Below are 22,788 nucleotides of genomic sequence, written 5' to 3'. Positions count from 1 at the left end.
AAATAATGTGTAACTTGGCCTTCAATCCCAATTTTTTTATTTTGACTGGCGGTCCTGGTTCTGGAAAAACCTCTGTTTTAAACGCCTTAGCTCAAAGAGGTTTTTTGACAGTGCCAGAAGTTGCTCGAGCTATTATCAAAGAACAACAGGACAATGGCGGGAATGCGTTTCATACCGGGGATAGAGATGCATTCTTAGAACTCATGTTGGACCACTCCCTTCATGATTATCGAAAAATGCAGCAAGAAAGAACCGCCGTTTTTTTTGATAGAGGGATACCTGATTTGTATGGTTACGCAAAATCTTTTTGTCACAAAGAGCATCATGAAGTGAATTCCGCAGTAAAACAATACAGATATTGTCAAACCGTCTTTATATTCCCACCTTGGGAAGAAATTTATATCAAAGATAGTGAACGACAACAGGATTTTGCAGAAAGCATACAAACTTACCACGCCCTTAAAGAAGCATACCTGCACTATAGATATACATTAGTCGATGTCCCATGTTTACCGATTGAAGCTAGAGTTAATTTTATTCTAAAAACACTGACTCAAATAGTATGATGGGATGACTAACTCTTGAAGTGATTTCATGAATCAGAATGAATACAGTGGGTTGGATTATCCTGTTATCAAAAAGATTTGTGAGGAGGTGTTCGAAATCTATGTTATCTTGGGTCTAAAAAATCGTTTGAATATTTAAGGGAACATGATGAGAATGCATTAAATCACTATGCGAAATACACATGATACGAATGCATCAGAGCGGCTAATTAAAACCTTTTTAATAAAAAAATAGGATTAAAGAGAATCATTCAATGACATTGCAATTATCGATTTTAGAAAATCCAGATCCCGATGATGTTCAAATATTAACGAATGGGATTAAGGCATATGCCAAACAAGAAAGGGGCTTTGAATCGTTAGACTTCTTTGCATGCTTTATTCGTGATGCAGATAGTAGCATTGTGGGTGGTTGTAGTGGCGGAACACTCTATGGAGGTCTTCATGTAGATAATCTTTGGGTGAGTGAGTCCTTCAGACATCAAGGATGGGGAACAAAGCTCATGCATGAGGCATTGAAGTATGGTAATGAAAAAGGTTGTGCTTTTGCAACAGTCAATACTATGGATTGGGAAGCTCTGGAATTTTACAAAAAATTAGAATTCGAGGTTGAGTTTGAGCGGCATGGGTTTCAGAACAATTCTGTTTTTTATTTTTTGCGTAAATCATTGCTAAATTCTTCTATTTAAATAAGAAAAGTTTTTCTCCCATCTCAAGCAACTCTCTAAATAATGTGAACGTTGATTGATACGGTGGAAGCAGGAGTAATCGCTTTTTTCTTGTGCAGATAATGTCTCTATATCATGAGTGGTGATAGGGAATGCATGCTATTGGCAAGATTGCGATTCCCAATGTAGAATTTAGACCTTTTGACTATTTTAACCTAGCGGAGTAGCTTTTAAGCTATGCCTAGTGTGGTGGGCACAGTGCTTGCTCGCAGTGCCCAGGTGAAATATAACCATTGTCATGGCAAAGACTAATCATCTTGACTGCTGTGCCCAAAATTAGGTTTGAATCGTAGTGGATAAACAATATTGGCAGCAACGATGGCAATGCAATGAAATTGGATTTAACCAGTCGCAACCTAATCCTTTAATGCAACGTTATTTTCCTAAGTTAAATCTAAAACCCGGTGATCGAGTTTTTGTTCCCTTATGCGGTAAAAGTATTGATATGATTTGGCTTGCTGGTCAAGGATATAAAGTAATTGGTGTAGAACTTAGCGAGCAGGCATGCAAAGCATTTTTTAACGACAATAAAATTCGTTTCAAGGTGTCTGAAAGGAATGATTTTGTGGTTTACATGAGTGATGAAATTACTTTGTTTGCCGGTGATTTTTTTAATTTTAATAAAAATCTACTGGGTAAAGTTGAGGCCGTATATGACCGAGCAGCCTTAATTGCTCTACCACGAGAACTAAGGAAACTTTATTCAGAACAACTGGATAAATTGCTTGCGCCTGATACAGAAATATTGTTAATCACCACCTCATACGATCAAAAGGAAATGCAAGGGCCGCCGTTTTCTGTGAACGAAATAGAAGTAAATGAGCTGTTTAAAACGAACTTTGATATGACACAGATTTATAATAAAGTGGTGAAAGATATACCCGAACATCTTAAAATCAAAGGATTAAAGCATGCAATCGAGCAAGTTTATTCCTTGGTAAAGAAAAAGCACGAGACTAAGTCTTAGATTTGTGCAAGTCAGCTAAGGGTAAAGCCCCCGGTATCCATCTGACAGGGGCTCGACAAACTAGAGTTCGTCTTCCTTAAAACCTATATCGAAGAGAAAGTTAGCTTTTCTTAGGGTAGTGGATAATATCATGAAATGTGGCTGCTTCTGACATGAGATTTCGGTAACCATGTGATTGGTTAGCATTAAATCGAATACCCTCGCCATTTGAGAGCTTGTGCCATTTTCCCTCTGTTAATACCTCCATGCTCCTTGAACAACTACTACATGCTCAATTACTAGTTCAAAATTCAAGAGTGGATCGAAAGGAAAAAGCGAGAGCACTCGTATTTTTTTATCGTCAGGATGAATCGTTTTTACTTGTCCGGTGCGATACATTGCTGCGCTAAATCTTGACGAGTCTATCTCTAGCTGAAAATATTTTGTTAAATGATTTTACAGATACTATGACGATAGGTACTTATCAAGAGCAAATTGAAAGAACTGCTGAGACGAAAGAAGATAATCTTATTTATTATGGCATTGTCTTATTTGGTAACTGGGAAAAGGTAACCCAATTAACAAAAAAATGCTCTTTATGGCGATAGCGTTAAGAAGAGGGAAGGTAAAAATGTGTTCTATTTAACCTTGTATTTTTTTACTAGCCTTCAGATGCAATGGAATAAAACCACTATAATTATATAATCAACCAAAAGGAGTTTAACCATGTTTATTGAGCAATTTTATGATGAAGGACTCGCTCATTTATCTTATATGATTGGTGATGAAGACAAAGCAATTGTAATCGATCCTCATCAAGATGTTGGAGATTACCTCGACCTAGCACTTAGGAAACAGGTACGGATAACGCATATTTTCGAAACACATCGAAATGAAGATTATGTTATTGGCTCTCGCTCCTTAGCTGAGCAAACCAATGCAAAAATTTACCATGGAAACCAGTTGAACTTTAAATATGGCAATAGTGTTAAGGAAAATGATGAATTTCAATTTTCAAATATTCTCATTAAAATCTTAGAAACACCAGGACATACGCCCGAAAGTATTTCTCTAGTTCTTTACAATACTACCTCTAGTGATTCACCCTTTGCTGTATTTACAGGGGATGTATTATTTGTCGGGGCCGTAGGTCGTACTGATTTATGGAAGTCTCGTAAAGAAGCCGCTGGATTTCTTTATGATAGTATATACCAAAAGCTATTACCCTTGGGCGATCATGTTTTAATCTATCCTGCTCATGGGGCAGGCTCAGTTTGTGGTGAAGGGATGGGAGAACATAATTTCTCAACAATTGGCTATGAGAAAAGTTATAATAAATCTTTACAAAATCTGAGCAAAGAAGAGTTTATAAAAGATCAATACCAAAGACAATTTGATCATCCCCCCTATTTTGAGGAAATGGAAAAAAGAAACTTACAGGGCCCTGAAATATTAAAAACTATCCCACACCCAAGCCGGTTAAATGTTGATGATATAGCAAATAATAAGTCGGCCCAACTTGTTGATGTGCGTTCACCTGAAGCCTATGCTGGCGTCTCAATACCCAATAGTATTGCTATCCCGCATGATATGATCTCTAAATTTGCTGGATGGTTTTTAAATTATGAAAAGGACATTATTTTAATTGCAGAAAATGAAGAAGATATGGAATCAGCAGTTGTTCAGCTCATTCGCCTGGGCTATACACGAATAAAAGGCTGGTTGCCTAGTATTCACGCTTGGGAAATAACAGGTAAAGAATATTGGCACTTTCCTGTTGTGCACGTACAGGAAATTAAAAAACGTCTTCAGAACAATAAGCAGTTCATACTTCTTGATGTGCGCTCAGACAATGAGTGGAACGAAGAGCATTTACCTGGCTCAAAGCATATTTACATTGGTGATTTACCAGAACATATAAAACAATTGCCTCAAGATTCATTTATTACAACCTTTTGCGGCAGTGGTCGTAGAGCCACGATAGCTGCTTCTTTATTAAAGCAAAGAAACTTTAAACAAGTGGAAATTTGTTTCGGTTCTATGGCTGCTTGTAAAGCAATCGGATGCGAAACTGAATAAATCAAATTTCGTAGACAAAATGATTGGTAAATCAATTTTCTATGGCCTGTAGCTTTCTGTTACAGGCAAAGAGGTTATGTTGATAGTTATTTTTTCAGTATTCCAGACACCCCAACTACAAGTAATGTTTGACCCCTGGCCTATGCGTATACCAAAGCCTACGAAAAAAACGCTTAATAGGACAAGCCCCCCTGAGATTAAAACGTGTTCTTATTTTTTTATATAAGAAATAAATAAAAAAATAAACCTACTACCAGCCATAAGATTGCCATTATTGCTACTATAAATAAGCTTTTTTCTATCCAGCCATCGCTACGGAATTGCACCTTTTTATAAGCCAAATGCCAAACTAGAAATAAAATAGACATTAAAATAAAAAGCATATTGAGAAATAAAGTGTAATCAATGGCAAAAAATGTTCGATCGATGATTTGCTTGGCTTGGCTGCCTTGAGGTAATAAGTCAAACAAGGCAAAACCGTAATGCAAAACTAAAGATGAAATCACCAGTACAACTAGAAAAATAGCTAGAATGTACATAGCCATCTTCAACCCATAATATTTGGTTTGAATCCGCAATACTGGAAAGACGATCAGATCACTAAAAATGAATGCCATAATACCTGCAAAGCTCACGCCGTTACTGAATAATACTGCGGCCAAGGGTATGTTTCCCATAGAACCAATAAAAGTAAAAAATGCAGCGACAGGGCCAACGAGTGTTTGTAACAAGATTTGCCAAAATGCAGGGTTATCTGTAGATGAGCCAACAAATAGAGTTTCAAAAAATGCTTTTGGAACGAAAGCTGCAATAATACCTGCCACAGTAAATCCTATGGTGATATCTTTCCAGACCATTTTCCATTCCATAAGATACTGTTTCGAAACCCGATACCAACCTTCCTTGTTGACAATTAATTCACGCCAATTTTGAGGTGGTTCTTCTATTTCTCCCTCTTTTAGTGATTGCACGTGTTCACGCGCTTTTTTTTCTAAACGCTTCGACAAGGTCAATTTTACTAATACCCACATAAACAGTATAAGTAGTATCCCTCCAAGATACTCTCCAACTACAAATTGCCAGCTTAAAAAAACTGCAATGACAATACCCAGTTCAATTACTAAATTGGTAGATGCCAGCAAAAAAGCCAAAGAAGGAATTAATCCCGCCCCTTTAGAAAAAATAGCGCGAGTCGTAGCTAGTGCTGCAAAGGAACATGAGCTGGATATAAATCCAAAAAACGTACCAAGCGCTACACTTTTTACGCCTGTTTTACCCATTGCTTGCTGCATACGCTTTCGGGTAACAAGTACCTGAATCATGCTACTGATGAGGTATCCAAATGCAAACGCCCAAAAAGCCATCCAGAATAAGCCAAAGCTGGTTTGAGCAGACTTCGCCCAGAGAGTAAAAAACTGGTTCATTAGATAATCCTTTTCTATGAATCTAATTAAGTTAAATAATAATGTAGAAACCGACCTACAAGATAAGCAAGTGCTGCTGTGGCTGAACCGAGCAAGATGGATTGCCCATAACTTAACCTATTCCAATGATTATCCGTAAATATGCTTAACCTTCTATTTTATTCGCAGTAATGTTGCATTGATGGCAACAATCACTGTACTTAAAGACATAAGAATCGCTGCAATTGCGGGGGATAACAAAATGCCATAGGTATAGAGTGCACCGGCGGCAATAGGAATCGCAAAAGCATTATATCCAGTGGCCCAAATGAGATTTTGGATCATTTTATTGGTGGTTGCACGTGCTAAAATTAATATGGCCAGGGCATCCTTGGGGCTGGATTTCACAAGAACAATATCTGCTGACTCAATAGCCACATCGGTTCCTGCACCAATGGCTATACCAACATCAGCCTGTGCCAATGCCGGTGCATCATTGACGCCATCTCCCGTCATGGCTACAAGTAACCCCTTCCGTTGTACTTCTTTTATTTTTTTAACTTTATCCTGTGGTAAGACTTCAGCAAAATAGTCATCGAGCCCAATTTCTTTCGCCACCCATTTAGCTACCTGCCTGTTATCACCAGTGAGCATCAGGCACTTTATACCCATTTCTTTGAGCTGACTAATGGCTTCTTTAGATTCAGGACGAATGATATCCGCTAAAGCAATGGCTCCGGCTAACTGGTCGTCAATAAGCACATAAATCACGGTTTTTCCTTGTGCGCTCAGTTTTTCAATCTGTTTGTCAGTTATTTTAATTTCTTTTTCTTTTAGATAACCTGGGCTTACGGTTTTAACTCGTTTTTCCTTTACAGTTCCTTGAGCTCCTTTACCAGGAAGAGACTTAAACTCCGCTATACCCCATTGTTCTTTGGCAGATTTCACGATGCCCTTTGCAATAGGGTGCTCAGAATGGGACTCCACTGCCGCAGCATAATGAAGAAGATCATCGTTTGAATATTGCTTATTAAAAACTAAAACATCCGTTACTCCAAATTCACCTTTTGTTAAGGTGCCTGTTTTATCAAATACAATGGCATTTATTTTTCGAGCTCGCTCAAATGCGGCGCGATTTCGAATTAAAAGACCATTACTTGCAGCAATAGATGTGGAAACCGCAACCACTAAAGGAACGGCCAACCCTAAAGCGTGAGGGCAGGTGATGACCATCACCGTAACGGTTCGCTCTAATGCAAAGGCAAAATCTTGAGCGGTGAATAGCAGCCAAATCATTAAGGTAATGGCCCCACCTGACAATGCAATGATCGTTAACCAAAAAGCTGCGCGATTTGCAAGGTCTTGAGATTTTGATTTGCTTTCTTGTGCTTCACGTACCAGCTCAATGACTTGTGATAAAAATGAATCGCTCCCTGTTTTTTTCACTTCCACTTGAATAGAGCCTTCTCCGTTGATGGAGCCACCAATAATTTCAGCGCCTTTGGATTTAGATACAGGCTTTGACTCACCGGTTAACATGGATTCATTGACACTGGTTTCACCTTGAACCACTTCGCCATCTGCTGGAATTTTTTCACCGGGTTTAATTAAAACCATATCGCCTTTTTCAAGTTGATCAATAGGTATATCTTTTACCGCACCATCCGGCATGATTTTATGTGCTTCTGAGGGCATAAGTTTTACCAGCTCTTCCAGAGCGCGGCTTGCCCCTAAAATAGAACGCATTTCAATCCAATGGCCTAAAAGCATGATGTCAATTAAGGTTGCTAATTCCCAAAAGAATATTTTGCCGGCTACGCCAAAGGTCACAGCGCTGCTATAAAGGTAAGCAACTGTAATAGCGGTGGCAATTAATGTCATCATGCCAGGATTAGAATGACGAATTTCTTTGTAAATGCCTTTTAGGAAAGGCCAACCACCATAAAAGAAAATAAAGGAAGACAAACCAAATAAAAAATAAAGATCACCAGTAAAGGTGAAGTATTCTCTAATGCCTAGAACAGTTTGAATCATTGGTGACAGAAAAAGAATGGGAACTGTGAGAAAAGTCGATACCCAGAAGCGTTTGCGAAAATCGGACACCATGTGTTGATGGTGACTAGTGTGATTTTTTTGATTTTTATGCTGCTTTGCTTTCATTATCATCCTTGGCTGTTTTCTTGAGGTTTAATTAAAGTTTAAATTAAGAACGATAATCTAAAAATAAAAAAAACTTCCCGTGTTGTTTCGTTTCATAATATTGTTCAATAATAATAAACATTAAACAAGTTTTTTTCTGTCGTTAAGTGGCCACTAAAACAACACTGACGTTTGACCGACCAAGGGTATTAACCTGGTATATTATTCAAGATGTTTTATGTATTTGTTGCTCCCCCTAACCTTATTGTTGGCTTATTGCTCTACATCCATGATACTATTGGTTCAAAAATAATCACATTGAATTGAGCAAGACTAAATATTTCAGTGTGAGTGCACTATATTTCAAGGAAACAATATGAGTTTTAAAGCGTTAGGCTTGATTGATCCGTTGCTACAATCCATTAGTGAATTAGGCTACCAAGATCCATCCCCGATACAATTCCAAGCTATTCCCGCCATTTTAAGAGGAAAGGATGTTCTGGCTTCAGCGCAGACAGGCACTGGGAAAACAGCAAGCTTTGTTTTACCCATTTTACAAAAACTCGTTGATAAACCACGCGCCACAAGTAATCGGGCTCGAATTTTAATAGTAATACCTACTCGAGAGTTGGCTGCACAAGTTCACGAGAGTATTTTACAATATGGACATTATTTAAATTTTCGCTCTGCAGTTGTATTTGGTGGAGTGAAAATTAATCCGCAAATGATGAAATTAAGAAGTGGTGTGGAAATCCTAGTGGCGACCCCAGGCCGCTTATTAGACTTACATCAGCAACGTGCGGTAAATCTGGAGGAAGTAGATACTTTGGTTTTGGATGAAGCCGATCGCATGCTCGATATGGGTTTTATTCATGATATTAAACGAATTATCAAATTATTACCCAAAAACAGACAAAATCTAATGTTTTCAGCTACGTTTTCAGAGGAAATTCGCATTTTAGTGAAAGGAATTTTAAATCATCCGCTAGAAATTGAAGTAACGCCTCGTAACACGACGGTCGCTGCAATTAAACAAATTATCCATCCCGTCGACAAAGGCCGTAAATCAGCACTTCTCAGTCATTTAATTCATAAAAACAAGTGGGGACAAACGCTCGTATTTTCGCGTACCAAGCATGGGGCAAATAAGCTTGTGAAACAACTCGCTGAAGCACATATTTATGCCGCAGCTATACATGGCAATAAATCACAATCTCAACGTACTAAGGCATTGGCGGATTTCAAGTCGGGGGAACTGCATATTCTGGTCGCTACAGACATTGCTGCTCGAGGTATCGACATTGATCAATTACCCTGTGTGGTTAACTATGATTTACCTCAAGTGGCTGAAGATTACGTTCATCGCATTGGAAGAACAGGGCGTGCCGGTGCGTCAGGACGCGCTATATCCTTAGTGAGCGCCGATGAAATCGGGCAGTTAATGGCGATAGAAAAATTAATAAAGCGCAAATTAGAGCGAATTGAAATCGAAGATTTTGAACCTAATCACAATTTACCAAACAGAACTCACTCTTCTCAACCTAAGAAAAATTTTTCCGCTAATAAAGTAAGTCCCGGAGCTAGAAAACCTAACCTAAAATCCTTTGGTAAGCGCAACTTTAAGAATTAACGAAGAGAAAGATTTCTGAAAGTCTTCCCTTGTCGTTAAAAGAACCCGTCATGATCACGACCGGGAGGCTTCCTGCGTCCAGGTCGTATTTTTTTATCTTCTATATTGATGAGTTGACGTCATTAAATTAAATTCGGCAAGAAATTCAAGCGTTACTTCGATGCAATTGCAAGTTAAAATTTTTACAACTTCATTTTTTTCATCTTCAGAAAAAGAATTAATCGCTTTTCTAAATGCCTCTTGATTCATTTCTTGGGATTCACCTTGATAAAAATTTTCTTCGAAATATTGGGGATAAGTGACCAGCAGAACGGAAACTTTTGCAAAATCTCTAGTATTAAGGCAATGGATTAAAATGTCTTCATTATCTTGGTTAAGATAGGTAAATAATTCTTTATAGGATGTACCTAACGTTTGAGATAGCCAATGCATGACTTCTTCGAAATCATCGGTGTTTAAAATTGAGCATGCCTTATGAATAAATGTCCTATCTTGGCGATCATGAACCGTAACCTTGGCTTGATTGGCGATTAGAATTTTTATGATATCAACATAAAGCATTTTTTGATATGCGTGTTCTTTGTAGCCTTTTAACGCAAAAAATAAGGGGCAATTGCCTGAATGATTCTGTTGTTGGTTAACCTCCCCACCATGCAGAATAAGCCAGTCCACATTGTTGACTTGACCTAATAAACAGGCAACCATCAAAGGTGTGAATAAATCTGCCTCTAGGGCATCAATCATTACATCATCCATTAATCTTATATAAGGAAGGTTGACTTCATCTGCGAAGACTTGGCCAATTGAGGTTAGTGGCTCATTGCAAAGAACTCGTTTTCCGATGGGAGTGGAATAATAACTTTGTCCTGGGCTTAATTCGATAGCATCAATGGCTTCAGGGCTGGTTTGTTTTTCGTACTGGTTTCTGTGGGCCTCATAAAATTCTAATGTCGAAAGCCAGGTATCCTGAGCATTTAAAAAATAAAAATATTTCGAGGCACGCTCATCGTAGGTATTATAATCTACTAATAGCTGCTCACCAGGCGCTATTCTTCTTGTTGCTACTAATATAACTCGTTCTTGGTTATCAAGTTGAGTACTTACGAATTCTACATTTGCATGATTATCTGAAAAATTAATATAACGAGTAAAATTACCCTTAATGCGAGCGTCAATAATTTTATCAGCTATCATCATAGCATAACTTCTGTCAGCGTCAGGGGTGGTTTCTAAATACCGATCAAATTCCTGGTGTGTAAATACTTGACCAGTATATTCTCCTATCCATGTGTTAGCGGAGATTTCCTTTTCCGCAAATAAACCCTGTCCAGCATGTTTTTTTAAAAGATGAACGATTCTTACAGAAAATAAATCAGGTTTATCAATAGGAGAGGAAATATAGTTATTATCCGTCATATTTTTGATGCCGAGGTTGGCTAAGAGATGTATATTGTTTTTAAAGTGGCGTATTGACTTTGCTTTTTTAGCATTTTTGTGTTTAAAAAATCGAGTACTGTCTGGTTTTGTAGAAGCTGTTAATTTACCCATAAATATACTACGCAGAGTAATAAAAGCACAATTGTATATTAATTGAATAGTTTTTTCAATTATTTACCTATTGGTTTTAGGGTAAACGCATCTAATAGCATTAAATAAAAACCAATCCGCGTTATGGTCTTTGTGGGCGAATCCAGCTCTGAACTTCACTCAAGATCGACTGGATACCCTGCATAACAAGGGGAAGTAGGCAAAAAAAGCGTGTAATGTTCAAAAATTAAATGCGTTTGTCCTGTTTTGAGTTCTTTTTGTATGGATCATGGTTTGAATGAAGGTGGTAAACATAACCGATCGTGCAAGGGTAAGCTGCTAAATAGTGTATTAATCCTCTAGGTGGATGTGAGATTTTATTATGTTTGAGAATTGTTTTAAGATACTTAAATCTTATTGCAAAAGGCAATTCAAATGTTTCGATGGTTGGCTATAAGAAAAGGATTGATACTCGCTTTACCTTGGAGTATTTGGTTTCTAGCCATGTTATTTTTTATTCATCAGTATTTTTTGCGACTTTCAATAAGCGGTTTGTCTCCTAAGCTGGTTGTATTGTTTCATTTAAATATGATGCAACTCTCAGATATTAGTAATGCTTTCTTTTATACCTTTATCGTGATGCAGCTTTTGGGCGGTTTTCTAATTGATCGTATTGGGGCAAGAATAATGCTCACCTTAGGTGCATTATTTATGGCCGCTGGTTGTTTTGTTTTTGCATCATCACCTGACTTAAGCCAGCTTGAATTTTCACGATCGCTCATGGGGGTGGGGGCGCCAATTGGAATAATTGCGTCAGTAAAATTAATCAATAGTTGGTTTAAAAAAGAATATTTTCAAATGCTAACGGGTATAACCATTGCCGTTGGTAGTCTAGGGGCCTTTTTAGGCGAGGGCCTCTTATCGGTATGGATACAAAATGTAAATTGGCGCCACTTGGTGGTTTTGGCCGGATTTATTGCCCTTCTATTAGCGGTGCTGATGTTTTTGATTATTCGTAATTTCCCGAAAGATAATGCTAGGGAGATGGAAAAAAAGGAAAAAATATCTCTTATTTTATCGAACGTCATGCATCAGTTAGGCAAAAAAGAGATTTGGCTAGTCATGCTTTCTTTTGGTTTATTACAAATACCGATGTATTCTTTTTTTAGCTTGTGGGCTATTCATTTTATCATGATACGATTTTCGGAGTCTGCTGAGCACGCAAGCTTAGTCGGCGCCTCGTTTTTTATATTCTATGCAATTGGAGTGATTTTCTTTTCTTCTTTATACAATAAAATTAATCACAAAATTTCTTGTATGATACTAGCAACATCAATTGCAATGGTGTTTTACATCGTCATGATTTATTCACCAGAGATAAATGAGCCATTACTGATTTTCTTTATTGCGGTTATAGGGATTTTATTAGGTGTGGCGGCATTCAGTTACTCTTTTTTACGGGAGTTATCGGATAATAATTCATTGGCAACCATGACAGCAATCATGATTGTACTCAGTATTATTTTATCAACCCTTAAAAATAACTTGATAGCTTGGTTAATTGACGACAAGCATTCAGTTATAGCAACGATTTTAAATTTTGCAGGATATTCTTTACATGTTTATGAACGAGGGCTAGGGTTAATTATATTGGATTTTTTATGTGCGATCGTATTGCTTGCTCTATTAGGTAGACATAGGAAAAAGGAAAAAAGCCTAAGGCATGCCTTATGAAAAAATATAAGAGAAAATTACGCTAAAAAATATGACTAAATCATTATGAACCATGTGTCTCAGTAAATCCCATCGAGTGATCTTATTTTAAATATGGGGGACAATGCTATGTCAAACGCTATCCACTTTAATAGAGAGCCAACAGAAATCCGACACAATCGCGTTAGACATCACGCGCGCAGTAATGCAATGACATTTTTTGGGGATTTGACCTCTGAGCGAGACGATACCTCCTTAATAGAAAATGAACCATCCCAACAAACTTCTCTAGAATCATCAAGTTTCGATGAAACAACGTTTAGAGCAAGAAGAATTAGCCGTTAGGAGTAAAAACGATCCTTCCTCGAGCAATATCTTAAATACTAACGCTTTAGCCCAGACTTTGGATACCTCTGCCATGAGTACCCTCAAACACAGAGTAGTCAATACAGATTATTTACACCTGGCAATTCTGATAGTTCTAATAAAAACATATCTCCAACAGACCAACTAAACATTAGTCCTTTAAAACATTAAAATGGAGAAAATAAGAAAAGATATCGACTCGAGGCATGGCTTAGGACTTCTAGTATTTTCAGAAGTTCTATTTGATCCCCTACTTCAGATAAAAGAGAGAGTAGGGTCAATAGACCCTAAAGATTACTCAAAAAAATCCACTTCACCCGTAGCGATATCATATAGGCCACCAATGAGACCGATTTGCCCCTGTTCAATTAGCTCTTTTAAAACAGGACTCTTTTCTTTTATTTCTTTCATACTGTGTTTAACATTTAATTTAGCGACGTCGTCAATAAATTCTAAATTACATTCTGGGTTGGATGATTCTTGTAATTTTTTTTCATGTATTGCTGGTTCAATTTTTTTCAGTAATGTGGTTAAGTGCCCAAGCTCAGCTTTATCACACGCGCCCTTAATAGCACCGCAGCTTGTGTGGCCTAATACCATAATGAGCTTTGAACCCGCCAATTTACAGGAAAACTCCAAGCTACCCAAAATATCATCGTTAATGATATTTCCCGCAATGCGAACACTAAAAATATCTCCAAGACCTTGGTCAAAAATTAATTCCGCGGGGGTTCTCGAGTCAATACAGTTTAAAATTGTTGCAAATGGGTATTGTCCCTCTGCAGTTTCATTCACTTGTTGTAAAAGGTTTCGGTTAAGTCGCAAGTTGTTCAAAAAACGCTCGTTTCCTCGGCGCAGTAATTCAATGGCTTCATTAGGGGTGATTTTACGCTGTTTTTCTTTGGTTAAAGTCTTCATGTATTTTTTTCTCCACTGTATTTATCTTTAAGTAAGATAGGGCAAAATGAAGCGAAGCCCAACAAATGCCCTGATATTAGAGATAACCAAGAAATAAAACAATAGTTAACAAGGATGATGGACTAATCCGTGAAACAATTCCTAATGGAGATAGCATCCATCAAAAAGAGAAAAATTGCCTTTATTGCTTTCGTGGATCACGAGTTATGGCTAGGTTTAGGGGGTGTGTTCTCATCGCCTTCTTTCTTTTTCATATATTCTTTCTGTTTCTTATGTGATTGAAAGAGGCCATTCCTGCCAATCATGCCTTCAGGTGGTTTTTGACTTTGGATATTCATGGCATTTTCAAGACTTGTAGCTAAGACTTTTGCGTTGCCTTTGAGGGGTTTTTTAGATGAAGCCATTATTTTTAAATCATCTAAAGTGATATCAGAAGAAAGGGAGATATCTGTCAAATCACTCAGTAATGGTGTCAAACCGGAGGTGAGCACATCAACATCTGATTTGGCCCCTAACGATGCAATTAAATTGATCGCTCGATTTAAAGTGGTTTGAAATCGGCTGTGTCCGAAGAAATTAACGGGCTTAATGGCTCGAAACGTAGAGCTTTGGTTTGCTTTAATATCTTTTGTTGCAATGTCTACTTGACTTTGGCTTAAAGCGGCTATGATGTCTTCCACAGAATTTGTTTGCTGAACCTGCTCTTTCAGCCCGAGTGCTGCTTCTCGCTTACTTTTACTGATAAACCAGCCGGTATCTAGATATTCGTCCAAAAGAGCAATGATAGCTGTTTTCATTACGTCTATATCTACAACGGGTCCATCAGCTAGATTGGCATACGCTTGAAACATGAGTAAGTAATTTTGGTTACTGGTAATTCTATTAAGATTGCTTTCAAAACCCAGCCAACGGGCTACAAAATTTTGTCTTTTTGACTGATGACGAAGATAATCGGTTAGAAATTCTTTATGCGCGCTTACAACGATCTCCTGGGTAGAGGGGTTGGTAAATAAATAGTGAAGATAATCTTGTGCGCTTTGGTAAAGCGTTTGGGTTTTACTTGCAAAAAGTTTTTCTAGTTTTGCTTGAATAGATTGTTTTGTTACCTCTGGAGCAGCATCTTCCATGGTAAAAGGCAAAAGTTGACACGCAATCACAGTGGTAGGGGTGCAATCACTAAATCGCACGTCAACATCATAGTGTCTGTATTTTTCTCTAAATGCGTATTCCTGCTCAGTTAAGCGGATTAAATCGTCTACTGATATCACAAGCTTTTTGGTGAGTTCGGCTTCAACCAGTTTGTTAAAGTCATTAAGCGTTTCTGTGATAAACTGCTCTTTATTATACTGTGAATCCCGTTTACTTTCCCTAAATCGCGTCTCGACTTCTTTGCTAAACTTTGCCCAAGCATCTGTTAGGAATTCAGATTTTCCTCTGATAAACTGTTCTGATGGTATGTTGTCTAGTTGTTCTAATAAATATCCCAGCACATCATATAATTCTTCGTTAAGGCTACGCTCAGAGGCTAACTGCTCGTCCACGGCGGTCTTGAACTCCTCGATGCTTTTATCATGAAGATCTTCTTGATTTAAAATATAATGCACCTGACCTTGTGAACCTTGTCTTCCCGTTCTACCAGCTTTTTGCCCCATACTGCGGGGTGAGTCAACATACGTATGCCATACATTAAGACCAATGTCTCTATTATAAGGGATATCCGTATTTCGACCGAGTGCAGAGGTGGTTATGGTGATCATGCCAGGTATCGCAGCATGACGGATGTATTCTTCTTCTTGTCCTAGGCCAATGTAAAGTTGCATAGGATGTTCTTTGTCATTGTCGTCACTGAGCTTACGATACAGTCTTTTCGCGGACTCAATGTCTTTACAAAAAATAAGATTCGGCGCAGTTGAATCACTTGGCGAAGTCTCTATTAATCGTTTGCTTAATTCAGCATATTGCTCATCTTCACTGGGCAATAGAATAGGGGTATGGAATTGAACCCGATTTTTTTGATGTGGTTCTCTTTTTGAAAAATCAAAGCCATATTTTTTATATTGCCAATCAATATCAAGATCTGAACCAACTGTCCCTGATGAGCCCCAAATATACCCTTTTCTTGAGCGATAATAGGCAAGTAAATTCTTATTATTTGATGAAATAATGGTTTTGTGTTGTGGCTCAATCACAAAGTCATTCGAGTTTTTTTCTTGGTTCAATCGTGCATAAAGAAGTTGCTGTATTCCGTTCCCAAAGGTTGAATCAGGGCTAACTTTGCCATCTTTCATAAGAACCTTGGCTACTTTTGTCGAGACTTCTTTACCATTAATTTTCTTTTTCAGAGGCTCATCCGGAATCACAAAATCTTCATTTTCTTTTAATTGATAATTCACAATAAGCGCTGATTCCAACCAGGATAAATATTGCGCATCGCTGAATTTTGAAACAATTTTTGGGGATTTTTTTAACGCTTTGGCTTTAACTTTTAAATACGCCTTCAAATCATCGATGTCTTCCTGCGCACTCGTTTCAGTTTGTTTAATAAATTCAGGTCTGGATACAAACTCATTGATGGCTGAATAAATCCATTCTTGACCAAAACTGACGCCAGCCCCATCGGAAGAGGCAAAGCGATAGATAGTATTATCATCCAAAATGGAATAATCAGACTCGTTCACCACTAACGATACCCGGCTTTCTGGTGTATCGAAGGAATGATTCATAACTTTTGCTTTAGAGAAAAACAATGCAAGTTGAGCAAAGGTGCTGTAATTAATCCCTTCGGTTTGAAAATCTTCAAGAGACGAGGTGGAGCTGATGGGATTTTGTGAAAAAGGTATTCCTAATAATTTAAAAAAAGGACCATAATTCGCAAGGTCTCGTTTTGCATCGACCAGTGAGGAGGTACTGACATCCACGCGTGAGGAATCCAGCCATAAAAGAACGGCTTTCATTGCATCAATGAGACTTTTGCCTTGCCCGGTATCAATATTGGAAATCACATCGCCTGGATGCATCATGGCATCAATTATCGCAAGCATTTGGGTTGAATAGGGAAGCTCGCCGGTGCTTCGATACATGGCCTCACGCATCAAACCTAACGCCAACAATCGCTTTTGAAAAGGTGTATGCTGGGTATCCTTTTTGAGGCTAGAAAACAACTCGGCCAACTCAGCGTTGGTTAAGTCTTTTGCGGGTTTATGGTTATAAACAGGTAAGTCATGGCCAATATCATTAACAAATAAAAAGGCTTCCATGAGTTGTTTGCGGTACAGATAAGGAAAAGGAGTGTTGTTTACTAAGTCTCTTGATGCATTTACTACCCGCTCAACTTCAGACGTATCGTACTGTTTTGGAAGATCTCTTGGACCAAAGGGTTCTTTTTCAAATCCCAGTAGAAAGTGTTCAAAATCGTCATTAACGTCTGGTGCTTGCAAAGCATTGAATAAACAGTCCGCACTGACGGGTGTGGTTTCAAAAAAAGTATATAACCGGTCCAGATTATCCTTAGACAATTTAGCTAAGTGATTAATTAGCGTCGCGTACTCTTTGACGCTTTTTAAAATAGAGTTGGTGCGGCAAAGTGCATGACCTTGACTGATTATTTCAAGAATTTTATGTTGTGAATTTGGTGGGCAGCTTATTAATCCATCTAATAATGTTTCCCATTCTTGGTTTCCTTTAAAACGAACAAATAACATCGCAATTTTATCGCGATGGTTTTCAATACCGTCTGTTATCTGAATCAGCTTGTTGATATTCTGATAACTGAGATCCGGTTGAGACATAACTAACTCAAATATTGGATCCTTATTGTCCTTTTCAAAGAGAGCAACAAGCTTCCCAGTGAGTAAGTAAAGCCCTTCATTTTCTTCTGTGGTTACGGCTAGTCGAGCTAATACTTCAAGGTACTGGGAAGGCAAGCAATGACTATTGCCTAGCGTTAATATATCAATGAGCAGAGTAAATCGTTTAGGATTAGCAACAAGGCTTGAATTGCCAAAAACCATGTTCGCCAAAGATAGGTAATTTCTTCCTGGCATATTGCTTAATAAAAAAAGCGCTGAGTAGAAGGATTCATAGCGCATCTTAGAAAAATCTACGCGCTTAAATAAAGCGATATAAGCTTGTTCATGTTGCTTAACAAAGGGATTGTTAAGAATTTGCTCAGTCAAATGACTGAGCGTTTTAGCTTGAAGTTGTATTTGATTGACTCGTTCAAAATCTTGATAAGATTGAAAATCAGGTAGTCCTTGCAACTTCTTGGCTAACTCTTCACGCAATCCTTTAGCCCCAGGCATTTTAAAAGCTGATTGGATGCATAATTCTTTTAATGACGTTAATATACGCTTAACAGCACTTTTTGCGACAACCGAGAGCAATGTGCCTGAGGTTAACCACTTTTCACTTAATAGGGTTTGCAACTCCTCCATCGACATGGATGATAGTTCACTGTCAGAGAGTGGTTTTTCATGGTCTTCCAACTTATCCAGTACGAGAATGAGCTCTTGCATTGGTTTTCTTAAATCAAGGCCTTCGCCGCTAAAAAAAGTCATCGGTGACGGTTGATTTGCCTTAATCTTATTGCGTATAAGAATTTCATCGACCTTTGAGGCATCAAACGTTTCGAGTTTGCTAATTTCTTGACATGCGCTGATAAATTCGGTGTAGGTCAACCGTTTACGGGCATGGATAACTCGTTGTATAGCGTATTGTAAGTTATTGGGGCTTTCTGTTACGGCTGATTGACGTAGATATTCTTTTACTTGCTTAAGCTCATCTTTAAGCTTCTCATCAATTTTACCCTCATAAAATAGTTCACTTCCTAAAAAAGAGGATAATAGCAATAAATCATCCTGATAAAACTGCGCAATATCGGAGTCTTTTGCAAAAAAATTGCAAGTTTTAATGGCATAAAAGGTATGAAAGGGACCACTGCAACCATAATTAAGAAATTTAAACGTGGCATACTTATTCTTTTTTAATTCATTAAACAGACCATCAATTACTGCCAGTTTGTTAATCTTTGTACTCTCAAACTCATAGGTATTCATGTCCGATATGAGTCGCAGAATTCGACGAGCCTCGTCATCATTTAATTTAATATCACGCTTATAAAGACTTTGGAGATTTCGAATGGCATCATAGAGCACATCTCGGTGAATATCAGCATGCTTTATATTTGTAAATAATCCCTCTAAAGGCTTACCTGTATAACGCTCATGCGTTATAAAACATAAGGTCGTTGCAAGTAATTTTTCGGAAAATAGCCGTAAGCTATGATGAAATTCAGTTTTATATGAGCGTCCAAAGTTTTGATTGATAAAGTCATCGATTTGCTCTGTTAAGGAACTTACCGTAATCCCAGCCATTTGCTGCCCTATAAAGCGAAGCGAAAGAGCCTTAAAATTATCAATCGGAATCGGGTTGTTGTCCGTAAAAAGCAATCGATATTCTTTTGATTTATCAAATTTGTAAAATAGTTTAAAGGGTGGTGTAAATTTGCCTTTGTCAAAAGGAATAGCCTGATTGGACTGCTTTAATTGTTCTAATTGATCTTCTGGAATGCTCTCTTGGTCACAGTCAACTAAATAGAAATCATAACGGTCTGGGTAGATTTTAGAATCATTCCATATTTCCCAGTTAATCCATTCTGCCAGTGTTTCCAGATCAGTACGGTAAAGAAATAAATTGGGATTAAAAGGCTCTTGACTTAGTTTTTCATAATCGTAATCAAAGTCCATTACAGCTGCGACCGACCTAAACCCTTCATATTTAGCAGCGTAATAAGCTCCATAATTATCCAACGTGAGGTCTTTTAGGCCCTTGAGTTGATCCTCTAAAGAACGAGCATTTTTAAGTATAAATAATAATCTTTCCATGTAAACAACTGGCTCACCGCCTTGTGGAGTGGACCAAGTTGTATTAATTGCTGCGGTGGATACACGATGTTGAGCACATAAGTGTTGCCATTCATTCCAGAATAACTCAAACCCCGCAACCGTTTTGGTTAAGTCATGCCTTGATGAGCCGGTATGTTCTAGAAATTTTTTAAAACAGGTAAGCTTTGGCTCATCATAATGGCTAATCCGTTCAAGAACGTTAAAGAACTCGCTATTGACCAGATGATCCCATTGCGGGATATAGGCAAGGTAGTTATGAAGTAAAAATGAAACGATGCCTGGTTGTTTTTCATAGACTGATTTAAGTTGACTAAAAAATTGCTTAACCCCATCTTCCCCAAACTTTATCCATAGATTAATCAGAGCGGTTGGTGTTTCAGCGCTAAGCAATTTAGAGTCGGAAAGAAGGGCATTCCAATTTAAGTCATTATGTTTGGGGTGTTCTGAAGGAGACACATATCCCATCCACTCTCGTGCCGCATTTGCTGGAAATTTGATCGCATAAATTGGATCGATCTCTGCATCTGGAGGAAAGCCAGAGGGAGTAAAGGGATTAGCGTTTTCATTTTCTAAATAAGTGTCATAATCTAAAACCCATTCGCCAATATCAGTTTTTTTTAAGAAAAACCCTTGGGGCAAATTATCTTTATTTAAGGTAATTAACTCCGGCAAATTCAGAGCCAATTGTTCTGCTGCAGAGGGTGTTAGATATTTTATCGCATGAGGTAAATTAGCAAACAATTCTTTTTTGAGTAGATCATATAAAGATTCGATGGCTTTGGGATCATGAACCCCAAGTTCAACCATTCGTCTATAATGTGGGGCTTGAAATGCTTCAAAACCAACGAGTTGTCCTGAGTATTGTTGTATTTCACTCAGTTGGACTTCAGCTTGTTGCTCTACAACTTCTTCTTGCACTACTTGCTGTTCCACTTGTTCAACGTGTTGTACTTCAAAGCTAACAAACTTGGCGCGTTCGTGCTGTCGTAAGCGTTTATTTGCAATTAAATCTTTGAGCGCTATTTTCTTTTGCGATAATTGAGTCTTGTATTTTTCTGTCTTCTCAGTAGGGAGCTCACTTTCAGCGGCATCAGTAGACGTTTGGTTATTTCTTTTTTGGATGTTTCCAATGATTGTGTCTTGAAATTGCTCTAAGGTAATTGGGATAAGATTTCCATTTTGCTCTTCTTTTATTTGTAAAGGAAAAGAAACAGTGGGTGCGATTGTATTTGTTAAAAATTCCGCTGCATGCTCTGATTCATGTTCACCAAAAATTAACTCTAAACCGATAGACGAGTGATTCAATACCTGGAGAATATTTAAAAAATGCTCTCCCTGAATCAACTCTGGATTGACGTAAAGAGAGAGCTTTTGGATAGGAAGAGATTTAGTTCGAATACGTTCTTCTAGTTGCGACAGCTCGCTCTCTGTAAGAATCCCATTTATAACTAGATGGATTTGATTGCCCGGTTCTTCAATCAATCGATTGAGTTGTTCAATGAGTGATAATGACTCAGTCGATCTCGCTTCCAAGAGTTTGATCATAGGAATAACTTGTAGGTGTGTATGTTTGAAATTTTAGCATAATGTTTTGTATTAAGCCAAAAACAAAGATCAACCCAGCATCTTGAAGTATTAAAACTTTCAAAAACCCATGAATTTACATTGGACGATTAACGATCCGGACTTCCTCTGAGAGAAGGGGAGGTATCCTCTTCTTCAATAGAGCGCGGACTTGCATCAGGGAAGAATCTTACAGTGCCTATTCTTCTAGTACTTGGTAAGGGATGTTCTGCAAGTTGACGAACTTCAGGAATTCGCAGCAAAAACTCTACCGCAGGCTGATTTCTGATATATGATGCTGCGTGAAGAAGCGAATTGTGAATTGGACTTGAATTGATTTCACCTCTAGGAGCTAAACGTCTAATAGCTGGGATATCTAAAAGGAATTCCATCTCGGAAGTTGAATGTTCTGGATGATGGATGAAATAGTGGACAAAGTGATAATAAAGTTCTGCTTCTTGTGAAGAAATATCAAATACCTCACCAGGAGTTTGTGGTCTAAAGGATGCCTTTCGTTCGACCAACGCTTCAAATTTTTCCGTCAGGAAAGGACGGTAATAGGGACCATAATGTTGTTCATAATCCCCCGAACAAGAGGTCATGCAAGCAAACACTTCTGGAATATTTAACAAGGTTCTATATGCCCTATCTCTTATTTCACTTTGTGGAGGCTGGCACAAGGCATCTAAACGAGCTTGGGTTAACCACGGGTTTTGAACTTGCCCTGGTTGTGGAACTTTGATCCATAATCCCTCAAGCCAATAATCAAATAATGTCGCCGCATAAGGAAAAACTATATTTTCCAAATTGGGTTGATTTAATAAACCAAACGCATCAATTATTGATATAGCTCTTGCTACGGATCCAACAAAAGGATGTTGCGCTATTTGTTCACGATTCCTATCTAAGAGTTCTTTATTTTGCAGCAAAATGAAAGCATCGATGACTCGCTCAGGGATCTCGCTTCGATTCGCTGCATCAATATAAACTTGTTGAAGATTATTTTGTCTATTTTCTTCATTAGAACGCATAATCTACTCTTATCTCATTACACTTGGCTGTCAAAATATTACAATTCTATACCATATGCAATGGGTTACAATAGTGCAAAATATTGGGCATTAAAACTTTTTCTGAATCAGAGGCGTTCGCTAGTATGTCATGATAAGTTTTAAACATAATAAATCATCAGTGATAAATGTAACAAATGTTATCAACTGACCAATAAGTTGTCACTGGATTTTAAACTTGATGTCCAGCAACCTAGAGTTAAACTATCTTAAACGATGTATCCCAAGGATTAAAAA

At 37.9% G+C, this 22,788-nt stretch carries 14 protein-coding genes; 8 read left to right on the top strand and 6 right to left on the bottom strand.

Annotated elements, in window-relative coordinates; translation table 11 throughout:
- The first annotated feature begins 5 nt into the window (after nucleotides 1–5).
- From E1O41_RS01920 to E1O41_RS01895, 5 genes are all read left to right on the top strand, one after another.
- Nucleotides 6–566, top strand: a complete 561-nt coding sequence (locus E1O41_RS01920) for an AAA family ATPase (protein WP_131775612.1) — start codon at nucleotides 6–8, stop codon at nucleotides 564–566.
- 254 nt (nucleotides 567–820) lie between these two features.
- Entirely contained in the window at nucleotides 821–1,255 is a 435-nt protein-coding gene (locus E1O41_RS01915; protein ID WP_131775611.1) for a GNAT family N-acetyltransferase, read from the top strand.
- Nucleotides 1,256–1,586: 331 nt separating this feature from the next.
- Complete coding sequence (gene tmpT / locus E1O41_RS01910) at nucleotides 1,587–2,261, top strand: thiopurine S-methyltransferase (protein WP_165481067.1); 675 nt, start codon at nucleotides 1,587–1,589, stop codon at nucleotides 2,259–2,261.
- A 392-nt stretch (nucleotides 2,262–2,653) separates the two neighbouring features.
- On the top strand, nucleotides 2,654–2,848 hold the full coding sequence (locus E1O41_RS01900) for a DUF2000 family protein (RefSeq protein ID WP_229669295.1): 195 nt from the start codon (nucleotides 2,654–2,656) through the stop codon (nucleotides 2,846–2,848).
- Between the two features lie 118 nt (nucleotides 2,849–2,966).
- Entirely contained in the window at nucleotides 2,967–4,319 is a 1,353-nt protein-coding gene (locus E1O41_RS01895) for an MBL fold metallo-hydrolase (RefSeq protein ID WP_131775609.1), read from the top strand.
- A 218-nt stretch (nucleotides 4,320–4,537) separates the two neighbouring features.
- Here the strand turns inward: E1O41_RS01895 and E1O41_RS01890 are convergent, their stop codons facing one another.
- Together E1O41_RS01890 and E1O41_RS01885 are read right to left on the bottom strand one after the other, a co-directional pair.
- A complete protein-coding gene (locus E1O41_RS01890; RefSeq protein ID WP_268237621.1) occupies nucleotides 4,538–5,683 on the bottom strand; it encodes a permease in 1,146 nt (381 codons plus the stop codon).
- 213 nt (nucleotides 5,684–5,896) lie between these two features.
- Nucleotides 5,897–7,882, bottom strand: coding sequence for a copper-translocating P-type ATPase (locus tag E1O41_RS01885; RefSeq protein WP_229669294.1), 1,986 nt, complete (start codon nucleotides 7,880–7,882; stop codon nucleotides 5,897–5,899).
- 355 nt (nucleotides 7,883–8,237) lie between these two features.
- Between E1O41_RS01885 and E1O41_RS01880 the strand changes: the two genes are divergently transcribed.
- A complete protein-coding gene (locus tag E1O41_RS01880; protein ID WP_131775607.1) occupies nucleotides 8,238–9,491 on the top strand; it encodes a DEAD/DEAH box helicase in 1,254 nt (417 codons plus the stop codon).
- Nucleotides 9,492–9,584: 93 nt separating this feature from the next.
- Here the strand turns inward: E1O41_RS01880 and ankI are convergent, their stop codons facing one another.
- Complete coding sequence (gene ankI / locus E1O41_RS01875) at nucleotides 9,585–11,039, bottom strand: Dot/Icm T4SS effector AnkI/LegAS4 (protein WP_131775606.1); 1,455 nt, start codon at nucleotides 11,037–11,039, stop codon at nucleotides 9,585–9,587.
- Between the two features lie 414 nt (nucleotides 11,040–11,453).
- Between ankI and E1O41_RS01870 the strand changes: the two genes are divergently transcribed.
- Together E1O41_RS01870 and E1O41_RS01865 are read left to right on the top strand one after the other, a co-directional pair.
- The gene (locus E1O41_RS01870) at nucleotides 11,454–12,752 is read left to right on the top strand and encodes an MFS transporter (protein WP_131775605.1); all 1,299 of its coding nucleotides are present in this window, start codon (nucleotides 11,454–11,456) and stop codon (nucleotides 12,750–12,752) included.
- A 108-nt stretch (nucleotides 12,753–12,860) separates the two neighbouring features.
- Complete coding sequence (locus E1O41_RS01865; protein ID WP_131775604.1) at nucleotides 12,861–13,076, top strand: hypothetical protein; 216 nt, start codon at nucleotides 12,861–12,863, stop codon at nucleotides 13,074–13,076.
- 315 nt (nucleotides 13,077–13,391) lie between these two features.
- Here the strand turns inward: E1O41_RS01865 and E1O41_RS01860 are convergent, their stop codons facing one another.
- The 3 genes from E1O41_RS01860 to E1O41_RS01850 form a co-directional block, all read right to left on the bottom strand.
- Nucleotides 13,392–14,015, bottom strand: coding sequence for a carbonic anhydrase family protein (locus tag E1O41_RS01860; RefSeq protein WP_131775603.1), 624 nt, complete (start codon nucleotides 14,013–14,015; stop codon nucleotides 13,392–13,394).
- Between the two features lie 197 nt (nucleotides 14,016–14,212).
- A complete protein-coding gene (locus tag E1O41_RS01855; RefSeq protein ID WP_131775602.1) occupies nucleotides 14,213–21,463 on the bottom strand; it encodes a hypothetical protein in 7,251 nt (2,416 codons plus the stop codon).
- 128 nt (nucleotides 21,464–21,591) lie between these two features.
- Nucleotides 21,592–22,512: a hypothetical protein gene (locus tag E1O41_RS01850; protein WP_131775601.1), complete on the bottom strand. Its 921-nt coding sequence runs from the start codon at nucleotides 22,510–22,512 to the stop codon at nucleotides 21,592–21,594.
- Between the last annotated feature and the right edge of the window lie 276 nt (nucleotides 22,513–22,788).

The sequence above is a fragment of the Legionella impletisoli genome (assembly GCF_900639875.1).
In the GTDB taxonomy this organism is placed as follows: domain Bacteria; phylum Pseudomonadota; class Gammaproteobacteria; order Legionellales; family Legionellaceae; genus Legionella_A; species Legionella_A impletisoli.
Note: the sequence above shows the minus strand (reverse complement) of the source record. Positions and strands in the feature narration are given on the sequence as shown.